Annotated in this window: 21 protein-coding genes; 14 read left to right on the forward strand and 7 right to left on the reverse strand. The window is 62.1% G+C overall.

What is annotated here, in order from left to right:
• Positions 1 to 44: 44 nt before the first annotated feature.
• From VJ698_RS17235 to gpmA, 4 genes are all read right to left on the reverse strand, one after another.
• A complete protein-coding gene (locus tag VJ698_RS17235; RefSeq protein ID WP_324104026.1) occupies positions 45 to 1,346 on the reverse strand; it encodes a divalent metal cation transporter in 1,302 nt (433 codons plus the stop codon).
• Between the two features lie 180 nt (positions 1,347 to 1,526).
• Entirely contained in the window at positions 1,527 to 3,008 is a 1,482-nt protein-coding gene (locus tag VJ698_RS17240; protein WP_324104027.1) for a S41 family peptidase, read from the reverse strand.
• Between the two features lie 55 nt (positions 3,009 to 3,063).
• Positions 3,064 to 4,446 carry a murein hydrolase activator EnvC family protein gene (locus VJ698_RS17245; protein ID WP_414691180.1) on the reverse strand — a complete coding sequence of 461 codons (1,383 nt, stop codon included), beginning with the start codon at positions 4,444 to 4,446 and terminating at the stop codon, positions 3,064 to 3,066.
• A gap of 47 nt (positions 4,447 to 4,493) precedes the next feature.
• Positions 4,494 to 5,240: a 2,3-diphosphoglycerate-dependent phosphoglycerate mutase gene (gene gpmA, locus VJ698_RS17250; RefSeq protein WP_324104028.1), complete on the reverse strand. Its 747-nt coding sequence runs from the start codon at positions 5,238 to 5,240 to the stop codon at positions 4,494 to 4,496.
• A 113-nt stretch (positions 5,241 to 5,353) separates the two neighbouring features.
• On the opposite strand from gpmA, the gene VJ698_RS17255 reads away from it, so the two are divergent.
• The 5 genes from VJ698_RS17255 (at position 5,354) to VJ698_RS17275 (ending at position 8,128) form a co-directional block, all read left to right on the forward strand.
• Positions 5,354 to 5,755, forward strand: coding sequence for a rhodanese-like domain-containing protein (locus tag VJ698_RS17255; protein WP_324104029.1), 402 nt, complete (start codon positions 5,354 to 5,356; stop codon positions 5,753 to 5,755).
• Positions 5,756 to 5,765: 10 nt separating this feature from the next.
• Positions 5,766 to 6,029, forward strand: a complete 264-nt coding sequence (gene grxC / locus VJ698_RS17260; RefSeq protein WP_324104030.1) for a glutaredoxin 3 — start codon at positions 5,766 to 5,768, stop codon at positions 6,027 to 6,029.
• A gap of 73 nt (positions 6,030 to 6,102) precedes the next feature.
• Positions 6,103 to 6,603 (forward strand): protein-export chaperone SecB, encoded by a 501-nt coding sequence (secB, locus tag VJ698_RS17265; protein WP_324104031.1) that lies wholly within the window; start codon positions 6,103 to 6,105, stop codon positions 6,601 to 6,603.
• Between the two features lie 34 nt (positions 6,604 to 6,637).
• Positions 6,638 to 7,084: an SH3 domain-containing protein gene (locus VJ698_RS17270; RefSeq protein WP_414691181.1), complete on the forward strand. Its 447-nt coding sequence runs from the start codon at positions 6,638 to 6,640 to the stop codon at positions 7,082 to 7,084.
• Positions 7,085 to 7,126: 42 nt separating this feature from the next.
• Positions 7,127 to 8,128 carry an NAD(P)H-dependent glycerol-3-phosphate dehydrogenase gene (locus tag VJ698_RS17275; protein WP_324104102.1) on the forward strand — a complete coding sequence of 334 codons (1,002 nt, stop codon included), beginning with the start codon at positions 7,127 to 7,129 and terminating at the stop codon, positions 8,126 to 8,128.
• Here VJ698_RS17275 and VJ698_RS17280 read toward each other — a convergent pair whose 3' ends face one another.
• From VJ698_RS17280 to VJ698_RS17290, 3 genes are read right to left on the reverse strand one after another with little or no spacing between them, the layout of a single operon-like run.
• Entirely contained in the window at positions 8,129 to 8,485 is a 357-nt protein-coding gene (locus VJ698_RS17280) for a cupin (RefSeq protein ID WP_324104032.1), read from the reverse strand.
• A gap of 16 nt (positions 8,486 to 8,501) precedes the next feature.
• Complete coding sequence (locus VJ698_RS17285) at positions 8,502 to 8,861, reverse strand: ribbon-helix-helix domain-containing protein (RefSeq protein WP_324104033.1); 360 nt, start codon at positions 8,859 to 8,861, stop codon at positions 8,502 to 8,504.
• A 29-nt stretch (positions 8,862 to 8,890) separates the two neighbouring features.
• Positions 8,891 to 9,472 carry a DJ-1/PfpI family protein gene (locus VJ698_RS17290; protein WP_324104034.1) on the reverse strand — a complete coding sequence of 194 codons (582 nt, stop codon included), beginning with the start codon at positions 9,470 to 9,472 and terminating at the stop codon, positions 8,891 to 8,893.
• Positions 9,473 to 9,844: 372 nt separating this feature from the next.
• Between VJ698_RS17290 and gspG the strand changes: the two genes are divergently transcribed.
• From gspG to gspD, 9 genes are read left to right on the forward strand one after another with little or no spacing between them, the layout of a single operon-like run.
• The gene (gspG, locus tag VJ698_RS17295; RefSeq protein WP_324104035.1) at positions 9,845 to 10,309 is read left to right on the forward strand and encodes a type II secretion system major pseudopilin GspG; all 465 of its coding nucleotides are present in this window, start codon (positions 9,845 to 9,847) and stop codon (positions 10,307 to 10,309) included.
• The gene (locus VJ698_RS17300) at positions 10,297 to 10,809 is read left to right on the forward strand and encodes a GspH/FimT family pseudopilin (RefSeq protein WP_324104036.1); all 513 of its coding nucleotides are present in this window, start codon (positions 10,297 to 10,299) and stop codon (positions 10,807 to 10,809) included. Before gspG ends, VJ698_RS17300 begins: the two co-directional genes overlap by 13 nt.
• A gap of 4 nt (positions 10,810 to 10,813) precedes the next feature.
• Entirely contained in the window at positions 10,814 to 11,182 is a 369-nt protein-coding gene (gene gspI, locus VJ698_RS17305; protein WP_324104037.1) for a type II secretion system minor pseudopilin GspI, read from the forward strand.
• The gene (locus tag VJ698_RS17310) at positions 11,179 to 11,826 is read left to right on the forward strand and encodes a PulJ/GspJ family protein (RefSeq protein WP_324104038.1); all 648 of its coding nucleotides are present in this window, start codon (positions 11,179 to 11,181) and stop codon (positions 11,824 to 11,826) included. Before gspI ends, VJ698_RS17310 begins: the two co-directional genes overlap by 4 nt.
• Positions 11,823 to 12,767 (forward strand): type II secretion system minor pseudopilin GspK, encoded by a 945-nt coding sequence (gene gspK, locus VJ698_RS17315; protein WP_324104039.1) that lies wholly within the window; start codon positions 11,823 to 11,825, stop codon positions 12,765 to 12,767. Before VJ698_RS17310 ends, gspK begins: the two co-directional genes overlap by 4 nt.
• A 12-nt stretch (positions 12,768 to 12,779) precedes the next feature.
• On the forward strand, positions 12,780 to 14,030 hold the full coding sequence (gspL, locus tag VJ698_RS17320) for a type II secretion system protein GspL (RefSeq protein ID WP_324104040.1): 1,251 nt from the start codon (positions 12,780 to 12,782) through the stop codon (positions 14,028 to 14,030).
• Positions 14,027 to 14,548 (forward strand): type II secretion system protein GspM, encoded by a 522-nt coding sequence (gspM, locus tag VJ698_RS17325; protein WP_324104041.1) that lies wholly within the window; start codon positions 14,027 to 14,029, stop codon positions 14,546 to 14,548. The genes gspL and gspM overlap by 4 nt, the downstream gene beginning before the upstream one ends.
• 40 nt (positions 14,549 to 14,588) lie before the next feature.
• Positions 14,589 to 15,362: a type II secretion system protein N gene (locus tag VJ698_RS17330; protein WP_324104042.1), complete on the forward strand. Its 774-nt coding sequence runs from the start codon at positions 14,589 to 14,591 to the stop codon at positions 15,360 to 15,362.
• Positions 15,359 to 17,587: a type II secretion system secretin GspD gene (gspD, locus tag VJ698_RS17335; protein ID WP_324104043.1), complete on the forward strand. Its 2,229-nt coding sequence runs from the start codon at positions 15,359 to 15,361 to the stop codon at positions 17,585 to 17,587. The genes VJ698_RS17330 and gspD overlap by 4 nt, the downstream gene beginning before the upstream one ends.
• Positions 17,588 to 17,594 lie beyond the last annotated feature (7 nt).

Raw genomic sequence — 17,594 nt, forward strand, 5'->3', positions numbered from 1 at the left:
GCGCACAAGGTGCGCACCAGCATTTTGCCTCTGAGAAAAATGCATCAGCGCAGTTGTGCCCAGAACATGGCAAGGACCGCGGCACCCATCATGCCGGTCGCCAGCCAGCCGGCAATGCGCAGGCGGGGACCGATGACGAACTGCCCCATGATTTCCCGCCGCGATGCCATCAGCATCATCACTACCATGATCGGCACCGAAATCACGCCGTTGATCACCGCGCTCCAGTACAGTGCCTTGATGGGGTCGATCGGCGTGAAGCACAGGCCGATGCCGCCCAGCGTGGCGACGGCGATGATGGCGTAGAACTTCCTGGCCGCGCCGGGTGCATATTCGAGCCCGTTCTTCCAGTTGAATGCGCCCGCCATTGCATAGGCGGCCGAGCCGGCAAGGACGGGTACCGCCAGCAGGCCGGTGCCGATGATGCCGGCGCTGAAGAGCAGGAAGGCGAAATGGCCGGCGATCGGCTCCAGCGCGGCGGCGGCCTGCGCCGATGTCTGGATATCGGTGACGCCGTGCACATGCAGCGTCACGGCTGCCGTGAGGATGATGAAGAAGGCTACCAGGTTGGAAAAGCCCATGCCGATGATGGTGTCGAGCCGGATGCGCCTGAAGTTCGACCTCGCCTGCTCGGGCGCTTCATTCAGCGGTCGCGAGGTCGGTTTGGCCCGCAGTTCTTCCACTTCTTCCGATGCCTGCCAGAAGAACAGGTAGGGACTGATGGTCGTGCCGAAGACAGCGACGACGGTGGTCAGATATTCCGGCGTCCATGACAGGTGCGGCAGCAGGGTGTGCTCGACCGCTTGCGCCCATGGAACCTCTACCACGAACACCGTGGCGACATAGGCCAGCAAGCCGAGCGTCAGCCATTTGAGCAGCCTGACGTAACGGCTATAGGGGATGAACATTTGCAGCAGGAGGGAAATAATGCCAAGTCCCGCCGCATATGGCTGCGCCGGGCCGCCGGTGAGCAGGGAAAGCGACTCACCCATGGCGGAAACATCCGCTGCGATATTGATGGTATTGGCGACCAGCAACAGCCCGACGACGAGATAGAGCAGCCATGCGGGATAGTGCAGGCGCATGTTGCTGGCAAGGCCGTGGCCGCTCACCCGTCCGATCTTGGCGCTGATGATCTGGATGCCGACCATCAGCGGATAAGTGAGGAACACCGTCCAGAGCATGTTCGGGCCGAACTGCGCCCCGGCCTGCGAATAGGTCGCTATGCCGCTCGGATCATCGTCCGCCGCGCCCGTGATCAATCCGGGCCCGAGTTTCTTTACCCACGATTGGCGATGGGCCTGCACGGGTCGTGATGTTGCAGATGAGGTTGCAGGATCTTGCATGCTTGTCTCTCTGTCCTGTACGTAAGGTACCCGCTATCGGCGCCGGAGGGATGACAACACGCAAAAAAGGTGCCATGTCATGGAGCAAGGATATGGGGAGCAAGGACATGGTCGGAGAGAAAGGTCTGTCGAAAAAGAAAAGGCCGCATCGCTGCGGCCTTTCTTCATCTCAACCCGGGCTTATTTCTTGTCGCTGTGCCCGTTTCCATTTCCGTTACCGTTGCCGTTCTTCTTCTCGTTGATCGTGTTTTCCTTCTTGCTTTCGATCTTGGGAGCCTTGGCCAGCTGGACCGGCAGGCCCTTCAGGTGGTTCAGCGCCTGTGCCAGCTGGAAGTCGTCCTTGCTGCCGAACTCGAGCGGCTTGTGCTTCTTCTCAAGGGCGGCAATCTGTTTTTCCTCTTCCACCTCATCGATCTTGCGCGCCGTCTCGTCCTTGTCCTTGTCGTTGTGCAGGTGCTTCTGCAGATCGGCCTCGCGCAGGCGCAGGCCGTTCAGACCGTCGCCATCGGCGTATTCGTCGACCAGCAGGTCAGGCACGATGCCGCGCGCCTGGATGGAGCGGCCGTTCGGCGTGTAGTAGCGGGCCGTGGTCAGCTTCACCGCGGTATCGGCAGTCAGCTGGCGGATGGTCTGCACCGAGCCCTTGCCGAAGGTCTGCGTGCCCATGATGGTGGCGCGCTTGTAATCCTGGAGAGCGCCGGCCACGATTTCCGAGGCAGAGGCGGAGCCGGTATTGACCAGCACGACCATCGGCACTTTCTTCACCGCATCAGGCAGCTTCGTCAGCGGATCGCTGGTCGACATGCGCGAGGAGGTGTAGAACTCGCGGCGGGCGTAAAAGGTCTGCTTCGAATCCGGCAGCTGGCCGTTGGTCGAGACGACCGGCACATCCTTCGGCAGGAACGCCGCGGAGACGCCAATCGCGCCCGGCAGCACGCCGCCCGGATCGTTGCGCAGGTCGAGCACAAGGCCCTTCAGGTTCGGGTCCTGGGCGTAAATCGCCGCGATCTTCTTGGACAGGTCGTCCACCGTCGGTTCCTGGAACTGCGCCACGCGCAGCCAGGCGTAACCCGGCTCGATGACCTTGGATTTCACGCTTTGCACGCGGATTTCCTGGCGCACGATGGTGACGATGATCGGCTTGTCTTCGTCCTTGCGGGCGATGGTCAGCGTGATCTTGGTGTTCGGCTCGCCGCGCATGCGCTTGACCGCTTCATCCAGCGTCAGGCCCTTGACCGGCGTGCTGTCGAGGCGGGTGATCAGGTCGCCGGCTTTCAGTCCGGCCTTGAATGCAGGCGAATCCTCGATCGGAGAAATGACCTTGACGTAGCCGTCTTCCATGCCGACTTCGATGCCGAGACCGACGAACTTGCCTTGCGTGCCTTCGCGCAATTCCTTGAAGGCTTTCTTGTCGAGGTAGGCGGAGTGCGGATCAAGCGAGGCGACCATGCCGGAAATGGCCTCGGTCAGCAGCTTCTTGTCTTCGACCGGCTCCACGTAGTCGGTCTTGATCAGGCCGAACACGTCGGCCAGCTGGCGCAGTTCTTCCAGGGGCAGCGGCGACGTGTTCTTCTGCGCGCTCGCCTCGAATTGCATCGAGCCGGCGATGCCCGCGATGACGCCAAGACCGATAAGGCCGAAGTTCTTCAGTTTGCTGCTCATGTCTCCACCTGAAAGTAACGCAATACACGAACCTGGCTTTCAGGCCCATCCATGGTCATCGTGTGGACGGGCCTGAAAGCCAGGCTTGCGGATCGATTGCACGGCCCTGATGCCGCATCTCAAAGTATAAACCCGATTGTTCGTTGCCGCCGCTGTTGCCGGCACTGGCAATGGTGTCGCCGGTTTTGACAATATCTCCGACCCGTTTCAGCACGGCCTGGTTGTTGCCGTAGATGGTCATGTACTGGTCGCCATGGTCGATGATGATCAGATTGCCAAAACCCCGCAGCCAGTCCGCGAAGACGACCTGGCCGCCGGCGACGGCTTTCACCTCTGCGCCCTCCGCGGTGCGGATGAACAGCCCTTTCCAGTTGGGACCGTCGCCGCGCTTGCCGCCGAATCTGGCGACCAGGTCGCCCTTGACCGGCAGCCGCAGCTGGCCGCGCAGGGCATCGAATCCGTGTCCGATCGCCCCGTGTTGGACGCTGGCATCAGGTGTGAGTTCATTTCGCCCCAACAATTTTGGTGGTGCATCATCGTCAATTGCATCAGGATTGCGCCGCGGCGCCTTGACGGAACTCACTCTTGAGGAGGCCGTTGCCTCGGTTCTTGCCTTCGCACGCGCCAGCTGTTCCTGCCGGCGCCTTTCCTGCGCCGCGGCCTCGGCCTTGCGTTGCTCTTCGATCAATTTTGCCAGTCTGTCGACCAACCCTGCGAGGCGCTGGTCGTCGCGTTCGATATTGCCGGCCTGCTTGCGCTGCGCCGTCAGTCTGCTCGACAACTGGGTAAGCAGAGTCGCGTGGCACGCCTTTTCCTGCTCCAGCTGCTCCTTCTGGCGACGCTGTTCCTGTGCGATCCCGTCGAGTTCTGTACGCGCTTCCTGCGAGGCCGCCTTGTTGTCCTCGATCGCCTTGAGGTTGGCCCGCAGGGAGTCGATCAGCCGGGCCTGCGCCTGCGATACATAGCCCATGTACTGCAGGTCGCGGTTGATGCGATTGGGGTTGTCGCCGGACAGCAGCAGCTTGATGCGGTCTTCATTTCCGGCGACATACTGGTCGCGCAGTAGCCTGGCGAGGCGCTTCTGCTGCTCGCCGATGGATTTTCCCAGTTTGTCCTGTTCCGCCGACAAGGCCGCAATCTTCGACTCGATGTCGCGCTGGTCGCCGGCCAGTTCGAACAAGGCGCGGTTGGCTTGTGAGATGGCCGCTTCCGAATGGGCGAGGGCGTCGGCGGCGTGGGATCGCGCCGCTTCGGTGTGATCGATGTCGCGCTTGAGTGCGCTGAGTTTCTTCTGCAGATCGGCGCGCTCTTCCTCGGCTTCTTGCTTCTGCTGCGCGCGCTCGCTGAGCTTGCCGGCGTCCGCCGGCAGGTGCGCCAGCAATGCCGCCACTCCGAGCAAACCGAGCAATCTCCTTGCGGCTGACGTGCGATCGAACAAGGAGATTCCTATCTGGTTGCGGAGTGGCCCGGGGAAGACATGCCTGCTTACTTGGCCTTGCCCTGGCTGGCGACGGCCTTCATCGCCGCTTCGATGGCTGCCTGGTCACCCAGGTAGTAGCTCTTGATCGGCTTCAGATCCGCATCCAGTTCATAGACCAGCGGCTGGCCGTTCGGGATGTTCAGGCCGACGATGTCCTTGTCGCTGATGTTGTCCAGCATCTTGATCAGCGCGCGCAGGCTGTTGCCGTGCGCGGAAACGAGGATGCGCTTGCCGGCGCGAATCGCCGGGGCGATCGATTCATCCCATGCGGGCATGACGCGCGCAACGGTGTCTTTCAGGCATTCGGTAAGCGGAATCTGTTCGCGCTTGAGGTGCGCATAGCGCGGGTCGTTGTACGAGGCGCGCGGATCATTCGGCTCCAGCGGATTCGGCGGGGTGTCGTAGCTGCGGCGCCAGACCAGCACCTGCTCGTCGCCGTACTTCGCGGCGGTTTCTGCCTTGTTCAGGCCTTGCAGCGCGCCGTAGTGGCGCTCGTTAAGGCGCCAGTCGTTGACCACAGGCAGCCACATCAGGTCCATTTCGTCCATGGTCAGCCAGAGGGTGCGGATGGCACGCTTCAGGACCGACGTGTAGGCCAGGTCGAAGGTGAAGCCGGCTTCCTTCAGGATCTTGCCGGCCTGGCGCGCTTCGGCGGCGCCTTTTTCAGTCAGGTCGACGTCCGTCCACCCGGTGAAGCGGTTGTCCAGGTTCCAGGTGGACTCGCCGTGGCGCATGAAAACGATTTTGTACATGGTCAGATAAATGGAAAGAAATAAGGAATTTACAGGATGAAGCCGGGATTTGAAATGCTGCTCCGCCTTCTATTTTATAATGGCGGGATTGCTTCGAACCATTTTGGACCATTGTGAAATTCTTACTCGACAATATTTGGCTGATCGGCATTGCAATCGTCTCGGGTGGCGCCCTGTTATGGCCCAGCCTGCAGCGGCGCGGCGATCGCATCTCCATCCTGCAGGCCACGCAGCTGATCAACCAGGGCAAGGGCATGGTCCTTGATGTGCGCGAACCGGCCGAATTCGCGGCAGGGCACATGCGCGACGCCAAGAACATCCCCCTGAAGGAACTGTCGAACAGGATCGGCGAGCTGGACAAGTTCAAGGCAAAGTCCGTGATCGTCGTTTGCCAGTCCGGCGTGCGCTCGGCCAAGGCCGTGGCGCAGCTCAAGAAGGCCGGTTTCGCGGAGGCGTTCAGCCTGGATGGCGGCGTCGCCGGCTGGCAGGCGCAGGGCCTGCCGATCGCGAAGTAATGGAGCAATCATGACTGCACGCGTTGTAATGTACACCACCGCCGTTTGCCCGTATTGCCAGATGGCGGAACGGCTCCTGAAGTCTAAGGGCATTGAAAACATCGAGAAGATCCGGGTCGACCTGCAGCCGGAGCAGCGCGTCGAAATGATGCAGAAGACCGGCCGGCGCACCGTGCCGCAGATTTATATCGGCGAAACGCATGTCGGTGGCTTCGACGACTTGAGCGCGCTGGATCATGCGGGTAAGCTTGATCCACTTCTGCAAGGCTCCTGAGACCAGGAAGTATGATCCGAGGGGACGGCGCTCGCCGTCCTTTTCCTTATTATTACACTCACGAAAGTAGCCCATGTCCGATCAAAACCAACAACCCGTCTTCCAGATCCAACGCGTCTACCTGAAGGACATGTCGCTGGAGCAGCCCAATTCGCCGGCCATCTTCCTGGAGCAGGAAGCGCCGAACATTGAAGTGGCCGTCGACGTCGGCGCCGAAGCACTGGCGGAAACCATCTTCGAATCGACCGTCACCATTACCGTGACCGCCAAGATCAAGGACAAGGTGGCCTTCCTCGTGGAAGGCAAGCAGGCCGGGATTTTCGAGGCCGCCAACATCCCGCCGGAACAGCTCGATCCGCTGCTCGGCATCGGATGCCCAAATATCATCTATCCGTACCTTCGCGCCAATATCGCCGATATGGTCACCCGCGCCGGCTTCCCGCCCGTGCACCTGGCGGAAATCAATTTCGAGGCTTTCTACCAGCAGCGTCTGCAGGCACTGGCCGAGCAGCAGCAGAAGGAGGGCGGTTCCGGCATCGTCATGCCGGACGGTACAGCAGCAACCAAGCAGTAACGGGCAGCCGTTTTTCGAGTACAGGAGGGTGTTGATGAAGTCTGCGCGATTGCTCGTGTTTCCGATGCTGCTGCTGTCCATGGCCGGCACCGCACAAGCGCTCGAGTTCAGGTCGGTGGGTGCCGCGCCCGCGGTGTTGTACGACGCGCCCTCGATCAAGGGACGCAAGGTCTTTGTCGCACCACGCGGCATGCCGGTCGAAGTGGTGCTCACCTATGGTGAATGGACCAAGGTGCGCGATGCGGCCGGCGACCTGTCCTGGGTTGACTCCAGGCTCCTGAGCACCAGGCGCAATGTGGTGGTTAACGTGGCCAACGCCAAGGTGCGTGAAGCCGCGTCCGATGCAGCCCCTGTCGTGTTTACCGCCGACAAGGGCGTGCTGCTGGAATATCTCGAGCCGGTCGGTGGCGGCTGGGTCAAGGTCCGGCATCGTGACGGCCAGGGCGGCTACGTGCGCGCATCGGAAGTCTGGGGCGAATAAGAATCCATGGCAGCAGCTCCCGGTTCCCGGCCCACGCAGCCGATGAACGTCACCATCCTCGGCGCTGGCGCCTGGGGCACCGCTCTTGCCATCGTGCTTGCGGACCGTCATAACGTCGTCCTCTGGGGCCGCGACGCGGAAGCCATGCGCGAGGCCGCGGCGAAGCGCGAGAACGTTGCCTACTTCCCCGGCTTTGCGCTGCCGGACAGCCTGCAGGTCACATCCGACTTTGACGCGGCGGTCGCGAATGTGAACGCCGGCACTGAACGCCTGCTGATCCTTGCTTCTTCCGTGGCGGGGTTGCGTCCGCTGGCGCAGCGACTGCGGTCCCATCGCATTCCCAACATCGTCTGGCTGTGCAAGGGCTTCGAGGAAAACACACAGCTCTTGCCGCACCAGGTCGTGCATGAGGAACTGGGCGCGGCCATTCCGCATGGCGCCTTGTCCGGACCGTCGTTCGCGCAGGAAGTTGCGCGTGGCCTGCCTTGCGCCCTGACGATCGCATCCGATGTGCCCGATCTGCGCGATCGCGTGGTGCGCGCCATCCACGGCAATTTCATCCGCGTGTACTCGACGGATGACCTGGTGGGCGTTGAGGTCGGCGGCGCGGTCAAGAACATTCTCGCGATTGCCACCGGTGTCATCGACGGCATGGGCCTCGGCATGAACGCGCGTGCCGCGCTCATCACGCGCGGCCTTGCGGAAATCACCCGCCTTGGCATTGCGCTCGGTGGCCGCCTCGAAACCTTCATGGGACTGGCAGGCGTCGGCGACCTCATCCTGACCTGCACCGGCGACCTGTCGCGCAACCGGCAGGTCGGACTTGGCCTCGCACAAGGCAAGAAGCTCGATACCATCGTCGCTGAACTGGGCCACGTCGCGGAAGGTGTGCGCTGCGCGCAGGCGGTGCGTTCCCTCGCGCGCACTCACGGCATCGACATGCCGATCGCCGATGCCGTGGCCGCGGTACTGTTCGATGGCGATTCTCCGCGCGAAATGATGGAGCGGTTGCTGTCGCGCGATCCGCGCATCGAATCGGCCTGATCAGATGCCTGTTTGCGGCGGCTCTTCGCCCGGCTTGCGCAGGATCGTCATCAACAGACATGAATCCTCCAGCGCATTCAGCGCGTACGGCACATTGCCCTTGAGATAGAGCATCTCGGCCGCCGACAGGACTTGCGTCGCGTCGTGCGCCTGCACCTCTACCGAACCTTCAATGCACTGGATCGTGATTTCTCCCGCGATACGATGCTCGGGCACCGACCTTCCCTTCGGCAGCACAACGCGCATAACCTCGAGTTCATCGGTTCTGAGCAGCGCGGTGGACGGAGTCTGCGGCAGCTTGGCGCCGAGCGGACGGATGTCGATCTTTTCGCCGGAGGTGGCATGGTGCAGCGACATGGGCGGTCTCCTTGCTTCAGTATTTGCCAGACTGCGCCAGCACCATGTTTGTTCCACCGTTCATGGCCGGCATGCCCTTGAGAGGAATCCTTTTGTCGGTGGAAATTTCGCCGTCGACCATCAGCGACAGATAACGCAGGCAACATACCCGCAGGAACGAGGTGAAGTTGTCGACTTCGCCGCGGTATTCGACCAGTTCGTCGTACAGCTTCGTGATCAGCTGGTTGACGCTCATGCTGTCGCGTGAAGCGATTTCTTCCAGCGCATGCCAGAACAGGTTTTCCAGCCGGATCGAGGTCACCGCACCATGCAGGCGGATGGAGCGCGCGCGGCATTCGTACAAGTGGGGATCGGCCTTGACGAAGATTTCACACATGGGAGCTCCTGCGGGTAGTCATTGCCTCGTTATAGCACGATCTCCGTACCCAGCAATTTGAGGAATTGCGCAATCCATGCGGGATGTGCCGGCCAGGCCGGAGCACTGACGATATTGCCGTCGGTTATTGCTGCATCCACTGCGATGTCCGCGTAATGCCCGCCTGCCTGCTCGACTTCCGGCCGGCATGCCGGGTAGGCAGAACAGCGCTTGCCTTCGAGCACGCCTGCAGCGGCAAGGATCTGCGCGCCGTGGCAGATCGCAGCGATCGGCTTTTTCGCCTGGGCGAAATGGCGCACTGTCTCCAGCAGGGTGGGATTGAGTCTCAGGTATTCCGGGGCGCGACCGCCGGGGATCAGCAGCGCATCGTAGGACGCCGGTTGCACCGCCTCGAAATCATGCGTCAGCGTGAAGCGGTGTCCCGGTTTTTCGGAGTAGGTCTGGTGCCCCTCGAAATCGTGGATCGCGGTGATGACAAAATCGCCCGCCTTCTTGTCCGGGCAAACTGCGTGGACCTCGTGGCCCACGGCCCGCAAGGCCTGGAACGGCACCATGATCTCGTAATCTTCACCGAAATCGCCGACCAGCATCAGGATGTTTTTTGCAGCCATGATCTTTTGCCTCCTTCAGATTGTAAGGAGAGCCATTGTTCGCCTTGCGGCGCGCAAACGGGTAATCGCCGGTTACTACAGGAACGCGGCATCCGCATGAGACATGGATAATGCGTCCTTCGCCACCACATTAACCAAAGCGACCCGAATGCATGAGCCCTGCAATGATGCGCATCGGGAAATATTTCCTCCTATCTACACGGAAACATCGGCTATCTTCGACGAAATTTTGTGCCGTGCAGCACTTTTTCCGTGCGGTGCTGTCGTACCCGCTTTGACTATCCGGATGTAAGCAGCTTGCGCTGGGGCAAGCCGCCACCGTCCCTTGGCCTTATACTAATGTTCATTTGTCATTCTCGAAAAGAAACTTCCATGACTGCACATCTTGCCTTTTCGCCACGTCGCAAGCTTGCCAAGGCCGTCAGCCGCGGCTTTACCCTGATTGAAATCATGGTGGTCGTTGTCATCATGGGTATTCTTGCTGCACTGGTGGTGCCCAAGCTGATGGGTCGCGCTGACGACGCGCGCATTACCGCTGCAAAGCAGGACATCGCGACGCTGATGCAGGCGCTCAAGCTCTACAAGCTGGACAACCAGCGTTATCCGACGACCGAGCAGGGCTTGCAGGCACTGGTCGCCAAGCCGACTTCCGGGCCTGCCGCCAACGGCTGGAAGAGCGGCGGCTATATCGACAAGCTGCCGAAGGATCCGTGGGGCAATTCGTACCAGTACCTGTCCCCCGGCGTAAAAGGCGAGGTCGATATTTTCTCCTATGGTGCCGACGGACAGCCGGGCGGTACCGGCAACGACGCAGATATCGGTTCGTGGGATCTCTAATCCAGGTTTCTTTCTCCAGTACCAGGCCTGCGAGCCGCGTCGGCAGGGCGCGCGGTTTCACATTGCTTGAATTGCTGGTGGTCCTCGTGATCGTCGGCATCCTGATGGGCGTGGTCGCGTTCAATGCCATGCCTGGGGAACACCAGGTCCTGCAGAATGACGCGCAACGCATCGCCCTGCTGATGCAGCTTGCGCGCGACGAAGCGATTGTGCGCAACCGGCCGATCGCCTTCGAGGCCGATACCGATCATTACCGTTTCCTGATCCGTGATGGCGAGAAATGGGAGCCGATGTCGCAGGATGAGCTGCTGCGCGAGCGGGAATTCAAGCGCGCGCCGATATCCCTGTCCATCAGTCCGCCGGTCGCGGCACAGACCAATCCGTTGCGCATCGTGTTCGGCCGCGAACCGGTCGACAAGCCCTTCGTGCTGACGCTGGCGACTGCCGATACCAGTGTTGCGGTGCGGGCCGACGGCATCGGTCATTTCACGGTGGAGTGACGCCATGCGCCGTTCATCCAAAGGATTCACCCTGCTTGAAGTGCTGGTGGCGCTGTTCATCGTCGGCACCGCGTTGGGAGCGAGCCTGCGCGCGGTGGGCAGCCTCACGCAGAACAGCAACGGCTTGCGCGCATCGATGATGGCGACCTGGTCGGCCGAGAACCGGCTGGCGCAGATTCGCCTGGCACATGAATACCCCGCCTTCGGCAAGCGCAGCTTCGATTGCTCGCAGGGCGATTTGCGCCTGACCTGCGAGGAAGAAGTGTTCGCCACGCCGAACCCGTTTTTCCGGCGCGTCGAGGTCAGCGTCTACGATGCCGACAACATGGAACGCCGCATCATCAAGCTCGCCCAGGTGGTGTCACAGGGATGATGATGAATGCAAAACGCAAAGGATTCACGCTGGTTGAACTGCTGGTCGCCATCAGCGTGCTCGCCATCGTCGCCGTGCTGGGATGGCGCGGCCTCGACAGCATCATTCGCGCCCGCGTCGCACTCAATGCCGAACTGGAGGAAACACGCGGCCTGCAGCTTGCCTTTGCGCAGATGCAGAGCGATTGCGGAAACATCGTGGCGCAAACCACCATCGGCGCGGGACGCCAGTTCCTCAACGTGCAGCCGGGACGGCTCACGCTGGTGCGTACCGTGTTTGCCGAAAACCAGCCGTCGCGCATCCAGGTCGTCAACTACCGGCTCGACAATGGCACGCTGACGCGGCGCGAGTCGCTCGCCACGCGCGATCTCAAGGAGCTGGACACCGCGTGGAAGGCGGCCACCAGTAATGGGGAGGTCGGCCCTCCGGTGGTGCTGAATTCCGACATCGGTGCCATGACGATCCGCGTCTGGAAGGCCGATACCGGATGGACGAACGATGCGAGCGTGCCCGCGCTGCCTGCTGCTGCAGCAGCACCGGGCGCGAGCCCGGCGCCCGCTGCACCGAGCGGCGTGGAAGTCTCGCTGCAATTGCGCGATCGCACTTCCAGGCTGGTCAAGATTTTCCTGCTGGGGCCGGCATGAGAAAACCGAAAAGGCGCCCGATCAAGCGCGAACGCGGCGTGGCCGTCATCACGGCACTTCTGCTGACGACGCTGGCCATCACGATCGTGGCCAGCCTGTTCTGGCAGCAGCAGGTGCAGGTGCGGTCGATCGAGAACCAGCGCCTGCAACTGCAGAAGCAGTGGATCCTGCGCGGCGCGCTGGACTGGACGCGATTGATCCTGCGCGAGGACAAGCGCATATCTCCGACCGTCGACCACCTGGGCGAACCGTGGGCTGTGCCGCTGGCGGAGACGCGACTGGACCAGTATGTGGAGAATGCCCAGTCGGCTGGCGATGTGCCCGACGCTGCATTGTCGGGTGGCATCATTGATGCGCAATCGCGCTTCAACCTGACCAATCTTTGCCCGCCCGGCGGGCCGGTCGATCAGGAAGAGGTGGCGACGTTTAGCAGGTTGCTCAGCAATGTCGGGCTGAATCCGGGACTTGCCCAGGCCACCGCAGATCTGATGCTGTCGGCTCTCGCGCCAGCGGCGGCGGGCTCGACGACGCAGGCGCAGCCGGTGACGATTGCCTATGTCGATGACTTGCTTGCAGTTCCCGGCTTCACGCCGGAGATGGTGGCGAAGCTGAAGGATTTCGTTGTCGTGCTGCCAAAGAAGACGGAGATCAATGTTAATACTGCTCCGCCCGAGGTATTGGCCGCCAGAATTGCTACACTGTCACTTTCGGAGGCGGCGACGCTGGTTTCCCGGCGGGAAAGCGCATGGTTCAAGACCCAGAATGAGTTCACCGAGCAGTTGCCGAAGCAGACGACCGTCAAGCCCGGGTCGATATCGGTCAATACGAACTATTTTCTCGTCAACGGCCGGGTCCGCCTGAGCCGCGCGACGATGGAAATGCAGGCCTTGATCGATCGCTCCGGCAGGAATCCCGAGATTCGCTGGATACGAGAAAACTAAGAAAGAGATATCTTGAGCACACTGTATATCCGCCTGCCGTCGCATGCCGCCGCAGAAAGCCTGCAGCCCGGCATGCCTTTGTACTGCGAGTATGCGTCGGCGAGCAACAGCGGTGCCGTCGAGCGCGAGGGCGTGGCGGCCTTGTCCGAACTGTCCGAGCCGGCAGGCAGGGCGCAGCGCGTCGTGCTGCTGCTGGCGGCCAGCGATGTCACGCTGCTGCGCGTGAAGATGCCGCCACTGACCGGCGCGCGCCTGAAGGCTGCCTTGCCCAACCTGGTGGAAGACCAGTTGATGAGCGATCCGTCGGAGTGCATCGTCGTCGCCGGCGACATGCATGAAGGCGTGCGCACCGTCGCGGTGGTGCAGCGTTCGTGGATGGAGATCCTGAACAGGACCCTGCAGGGGCTCGGCGCGCGCAACGTGTCGGCCCTGCCTGCGCAACTCTGCCTGCCGCTGCAGGGCGAAGCGGCGAGCGCGGCCGTGGCCGAGCGCGGCACCGATGCTGATATCGCCGTACGCCTGGCCGAGCAGGATGGCATCGGCCTGTCCATCGCCGCTGATCAGCCCGAATCCGTTGCCTTCGAGGTGCTGCAGGCGGTGAACGCCGTGGTGCCGCACGGGCCAGTCACCCTGTATGTGCCGCAGTCTCGCGTCGTCGATTACAAGGAATCGCTGAACATCGCTCCGCCGCTGCAGGAACGCATCGCCATCCATGCCGATAACTGGCAGCGCTGGATTGGCGGCGCCGCCAAGACCTCGATCAACCTGATGAGCGGCCTGGGCGCCACCGCCGGCCCCGGCTTCGACTGGCGGCCCTGGCGCTGGCCGCTGGTCTTGCTCGCGGCCGTGCTGCTGATCAATATCATTGGCCTGAACGTCGATTGGCTGCGCATGAAACGCGAGGCCGACGTGCTGCGCACCGGCATGATCCAGACTTACAGGTCGGCCTTTCCAAAGGAAACGGTCATCATCGATCCGCTGGCGCAATTGCGGCAGAAGCTGGCGGCTGCGCAACGCGAATCCGGGCAGGTTGCCCCGGATGATTTCCTCGCACTGGCCGCCGCCGTTGGAGAAGCGTTGACCAGCGCTGGAAAAAGCGGCACCGTCGTCGCCGGTCTCGAATACCACGACCGCGGCCTGACGGTGAAGCTCAAACCCGATGCCAACGTCTCGATCGACCAGGTCAAGGGCGCGCTTGCCGCGCGCAATCTATCGGTTTCGCAGTCAGGCACGGGCACGTGGCTGGTCAGGAGCGGCAAATGAACGCAACAAGCTCATTGAGCGGGCTGAAGCAGTCGCTGTCGTCATTCTGGAGCGAACGCAACAAGCGCGAGCAAAACATGCTCCTCGCGGGCATCATCGTGGTCGTGCTTGGCCTCGTTTACGCTTTGTTCATCGACCCCGCGCTCGGCGGGCGCAAGGACCTGGAAAAGAAACTGCCGGCGCTGCGCCAGCAGGCAGCGGAGGTGCAAACGCTCGCCAGGGAAGCATCGACCACAACGCCCAAGACCGGCGGCATCGTACCGGCGATGACCAAAGAAAGCATCGACGCATCCCTCGGACGCAACGGATTGAAAGCGCAGAATGTCGCGGTGACGGGTGAGATGGCCAAGCTTCAGCTGAACAATGCCTCGTTCGCCGGCGTGGTCGACTGGCTACTCGACATGCAGCGCACCGCGCGGGTGTCCGTGGTGGATGCCAACGTGGAAGCGCAGGCACAACCGGACACGGTCAACGCCAGCCTGACCTTGCGTCAGCAGAAAAGCGAGCAGTCGCAATGAGGCAAAATCGTCGTCAAGGCTGCGACAGGATGGAGATCCCGTGCGCCGCTTGCTGATATGGTTGCTCGCGGGCATTGCGACCGTCCTGCTGACGCTGGTCGTGTTTTGCCCCGCGGCATGGATGGCGTCGATCGTCGAGAAGCAGACCGGCGGTCGCTTGACGCTTGGGGATGCGCAGGGCACTCTATGGCGCGGCTCGGCTTTTATTGGCGGCGCGCCGAGTGGTGCCGATCCGGTGACGCCGCTGCTGCCGGGGCGGTTTGCATGGCGCCTGTCGCCGATGGTCTTGCTGGGGCAGGTTGATCTGCATCTCGAGAATCCGGCGGCGCTGTCGCAGCCGGTGACGATCGCAGGAAGCTGGTACCAGTGGCAGGTCAGTCCGTCGAGCGTGCTTCTGCCGGCGGAGCGACTGGCAGGGCTGGGTGCGCCGCTGAATACGATCCAGCCCTCGGGCGAGATGCATCTGTCGTGGACACCCTTGCAGGTGACGCGGCAGGGTGGGGCACTGGAAGTGAACGGATCGATGACCTTGTTGATGAATGACATCGCCTCGCGTCTGTCTCCGATCAAACCGCTGGGGAATTACCAACTGATAATGGATTGGCGCGGCCGGCAGGCGCAACTCGTATTGAAGACATTGCGTGGGCCCATGCTATTGAGCGGCACCGGTGCGCTGACGAACGGACGCTTGCAGTTTTCAGGAAAGGCAGAAGCAGAAGCAGGACAGGAAGACAGGTTGGCAAATCTCTTGAATTTGCTGGGACAACGCCGAAGAGAAGGCGATAAGAATGTTATCGCGCTAGAGTTCAAATGAAAAAAAATCAATCAGCAGAAACATTGGCAAGCCAGACAGGATGGCGCCGGCTCGGAGCAACCGCGCTGTTGTTGTGCGCGATCACCACCAGCGTGCCGCCCGTCCTTGCGCAGGATCCTTCGTCCAGCCAGGCGACCCTGAATTTCGTCGGCGCCGACATCGAATCAGTGATCAAGGCGATCGGCCACTACACCCGGACCACGTTCATCATCGATCCACGGGTCAAGGGCGCCATCAACCTGGTATCGGAGAAGCCGGTCACCAAGCCGCAGGCGCTGGAACTGCTGTCCTCGGCACTGCGCCTGCAGGGCTTCGCGATGGTCAAGATCGACGGCTATACCAAGGTCGTGCCGGAAGCCGACGCAAAGCTGCAGGCAGGCCCGACAAAGCCCTCTGAAGTGCGCGGTGACCAGATTGCGACGCAGATCTTCCATCTCAATTACGAATCGGCGAACAATCTCGTGCAGGTGCTGCGCCCGCTGATTTCGCCGAACAACACGATCAACGTCAATCCGGGCAACAACAGCATCGTCATCACCGACTATGCGGACAACCTGAAGCGGCTCGGGCGCATCATTGCCGCGCTCGACACGCCGGCGGTGGGCGACATGGATGTGATCCCGGTGAAATACGCGATCGCCACCGACCTCGCATCGACCGTCAATCGCCTGGTGGAGCAGACCGGCGTGGCGGTACCCGGCGGCGACGCAGGCCGCCTCGCAGTGCTGGCTGATCCTCGTACCAATACGCTGATCGTGCGTGCGCCAACCGTTGCGCGCGCCAACCTGGCGAAATCCCTGATTGCCAAGCTGGACCAGCCGACCGCACAACCCGGCAATGTGCACGTGGTCTACCTGAGGAATGCTGACGCGATCCGCCTGGCGCAGACCCTGCGCGCCGTGGTCGCTTCGGACACCGCCGCGCAGTCGGCGGGCACCACCACGCCGCAGCAGCAGCAACCGCAGCAGCCCGCGTTTGCTGCCGGCCAGCAGGGGCAGCAAGGTCAGCTCGGCCAGGGTGCGCTGTCGCCGTCGACGCCCACGCCGACCTCCCTGCCGACTGGCGGGCCGGCCGGCTTCATCCAGGCCGATCCGGCGACGAATGCGCTGATCATTACCGCCAACGAATCCGTCTATCGCAATTTGCGCGCCGTGATCGACCAGCTCGATGCGCGCCGCGCGCAGGTCTACATTGAATCGCTGATCGTCGAGGTAACGGCGGACAAGGCCGCCGAGTTCGGCGTCCAGTGGGCGGGCCTGAGCGGCGACGCGACCAGCAACTATCGCGTGGGCGTGGCCAGCGGATTCAACACGGGCGGGAACAATCTCATCAACCAGGCGATCTCAAAGGCGACCACCGGCAACCCGACAGCGCCCGGCAACGGCATCAACATCGGCATCTTCCGCCAGATCAATGGTTCGCTCACGCTGGGTGCGCTGGCCCGCGCGCTGGAATCGGAAGGCAATGCCAACATCCTATCCATGCCGAACCTGATTACGCTCGACAACGAAGAAGCACGCATCATTGTCGGCCAGAACGTGCCATTCATTACCGGCACGTTCACGACCGCCGCATCCGGCGCGCAGAATCCATTCCAGACCATCGAGCGCCGCGACGTCGGCCTGTCGCTGCGCGTGCGGCCGCAGGTGTCGGAAGGCGGCACCGTCAAGATGGCGATCTACCAGGAAACATCGGATATCCAGACCACCAGCAAGGCATCGGACATCGTGACCAACAAGCGTTCGATCGAAACCAATGTGCTGGTCGACGACGGCGAGATCGTCGTGCTCGGCGGCCTGATCGAGGACCGGGCCTCCGACAATGAGGAAAAGGTGCCGGGCCTGGGCGACATTCCGGTGGTCGGCAACCTGTTCAAGTATCGCAACCGCAGCGGCAAGAAGACCAATCTGATGGTGTTCCTGCGGCCGACTGTCATCCGCACCAGCGAGCAGAGCAATCTTGTCTCGGGGGACCGGTATGACTTCATCCGTAATGTGCAGATGAGCACGCAACAGGCGCCATCGGCCGTGCTGCCGACCGCCAAGGTGCCGGTCCTGCCGCCGCTCGAGAACGGCCGCCCCGTCGGCGGTTCCCTGCTGAGCGTGCCGCCGCGCCCCGAGCAGCCGCAACAGCAGATGCCGCAACAGGCGCCGCAAATGCCGCCCGCCGGCACGCCGGCAGCGCCGCCGCCCCTATCCCCTGACCAGAATCGAAACACACAGTAATGAGCAA

Origin of the sequence: Noviherbaspirillum sp. (assembly GCF_035254685.1) — a bacterium.
In the GTDB taxonomy this organism is placed as follows: domain Bacteria; phylum Pseudomonadota; class Gammaproteobacteria; order Burkholderiales; family Burkholderiaceae_D; genus Noviherbaspirillum.